Below are 376 nucleotides of genomic sequence, written 5' to 3'. Positions count from 1 at the left end.
TCGTCAGCTTGAATCTATGCTGCCCTATGTGCTGGAAGATGACTTAGCGCAGGATGTCGATCAACTGCACTTTACCATCCTGAGTAAATCACAAGGTCGTGCACAGGTATGTGCGCTGGACTCTGAGTGGTTAGAAAAGGTCCTTATGGAACTTGGTGATATTGGCTGTCAAATACAAAAAGTAATGCCAGACGTATTAGCTTTGCCTGATAACGATGGTATGTCTGCCGTTGAGCTTGGTCAGCAATGGTTAGTGAAAAAGTCGTCTTATCAGGGGATGTCAGTCGAGAGTGACTGGTTGTCTTTAGTTGCTCAATCTGAATGGGCACAGGAAGATGATGAATATCTACCGCTAACAGCATACTCGGCTTTACCA

General features: G+C 45.2%; 1 protein-coding gene. It reads left to right on the top strand.

The features are described 5' to 3' along the window. The coding region (gene gspL / locus AYW76_RS18570; RefSeq protein ID WP_231872656.1) for a type II secretion system protein GspL at positions 1-376 on the top strand (376 nt) is incomplete at both ends.

The organism is Marinomonas gallaica, from assembly GCF_001639745.1.
Classification (GTDB): Bacteria; Pseudomonadota; Gammaproteobacteria; order Pseudomonadales; family Marinomonadaceae; genus Marinomonas; species Marinomonas gallaica.
Note: the sequence above shows the minus strand (reverse complement) of the source record. Positions and strands in the feature narration are given on the sequence as shown.